Source organism: Xanthomonas sp. SHU 199, from assembly GCF_000364665.1.
Taxonomy (GTDB): Bacteria; Pseudomonadota; Gammaproteobacteria; order Xanthomonadales; family Xanthomonadaceae; genus Xanthomonas_A; species Xanthomonas_A sontii.
The window spans coordinates 1-1389 of sequence record NZ_AQOI01000340.1 but is presented as its reverse complement, the minus strand read 5'-3'; the positions used below and the strand labels follow the sequence as shown (position 1 = coordinate 1389).

Below are 1389 nucleotides of genomic sequence, written 5' to 3'. Positions count from 1 at the left end.
TCTTCGTCCCGGCGGTCGCGGCTGCGCAGGACGCCGCCGACCTGGCGCACAGCACCTTGACCGGCGACTGGGACGGCACGCGCAGCGACTGGCTGCAGCGCGGCGTCGCTGTACGCGGCGACTACGTCGGCGAAGCCATGGGCGTGGTCGACGGCGGCCGCGGCGAGCGCGGCGCGCGTTACGCGCAGCAGGTCCGGCTGGGCGTGGACCTGGACCTGGCGAAACTGGCCGGCTGGGGCGGCGGCACGCTGCACGTGACCGTCAACGACCGCCGCGGCCGCAGCACCTCGGCCGATCTGCTCGGCAACCGCTTCCCGATCCAGGAAGCCTACGGCGGCCAGTTCACCCGGCTCACCGAACTGAGCTACGACCGCCGCTTCAACGACGGGCGCAGCTACATCAAGGCCGGCTTCTACGCGATGGGCAACCAGTTCGGCGCGCACACGTTGCTGACCAACTTCGTCAACGCCGCGTTCTGCGCGCATCCGCTGGCGATGTCCGGCAACAGCGGCTGGTACAACTATCCGAACGCACGCTGGGGCGCGGAAGTGGCGCAGCAACTGACGCCGGCGGCGAACCTGCGGGTCGGCTGGTTCCAGGTCAACCCCAGCACCAACAACAACGTGCACACCGCGTTCGACCTGACCGCGCGCGGCACCACCGGCTCGCTGTTCCCCGTCGAACTCACCTGGACGCCGGGTGCCGGCGGCGCCTATCCGGGCACCTACAAGTTCGGCGGCTACTACGACTCCTCGCGGGTGCCGCGCAAGGGCCTGGACCCGCGCGCCACCACCGGCCGCGACGGCGCCTACCTGCTGGTGGAGCAGAAGCTGTATTCGCCCGGCGGCGAGCGCGGCCGCGGCCTCACTGGCTTCGCCCAGTACATGGTGTCCGACCATGCCACCGCGCAGATCACCCGTTGGTACGCCGTGGGCGGCGTGTACCAGGGCATCGGCCGGCGCAGCCAGGACCGCATCGCGCTGGGCTACGTCGGCGCCGACATCAACCACCGCCTGCTCGACGCGCGGAGGGCGGCGCTGCTCGATGCCGGCGTGCCGCCGGAGGCGCCGGTGTTCGCGCTCGATACCGCCGAGGAACTCTACGAACTGTCCTACAGCGCGCAGCTGACCCCTTGGCTGATGCTGCGGCCGGACGTGCAGTACATCGTCAACCCCGGCACCTTCGCCTATGCGCGCACCGACAACGCGCTGGCGGTGGGGCTGCAGGTCAAGCTCACCTTCTGAGCGCGCGCTGCGCGCCTCCTGCCCAGGCCGATCCCGATGCCCTTGTTGCCACGACGACTGACCTTCCTGTGCTGCGCCGGCCTGCTGCTGGCCTCGCCGCTGCAGGCCGCACCTGCGGCGCCTCCGGCAGCGGCGCCCGCCGCGC

Annotated in this window: 1 protein-coding gene; it reads left to right on the top strand. The window is 71.4% G+C overall.

The features are described 5' to 3' along the window. Positions 1-1244: carbohydrate porin (locus tag D183_RS0111865; RefSeq protein WP_017909181.1), on the top strand; the 1244-nt coding region annotated here is incomplete at its 5' end. Between the last annotated feature and the right edge of the window lie 145 nt (positions 1245-1389).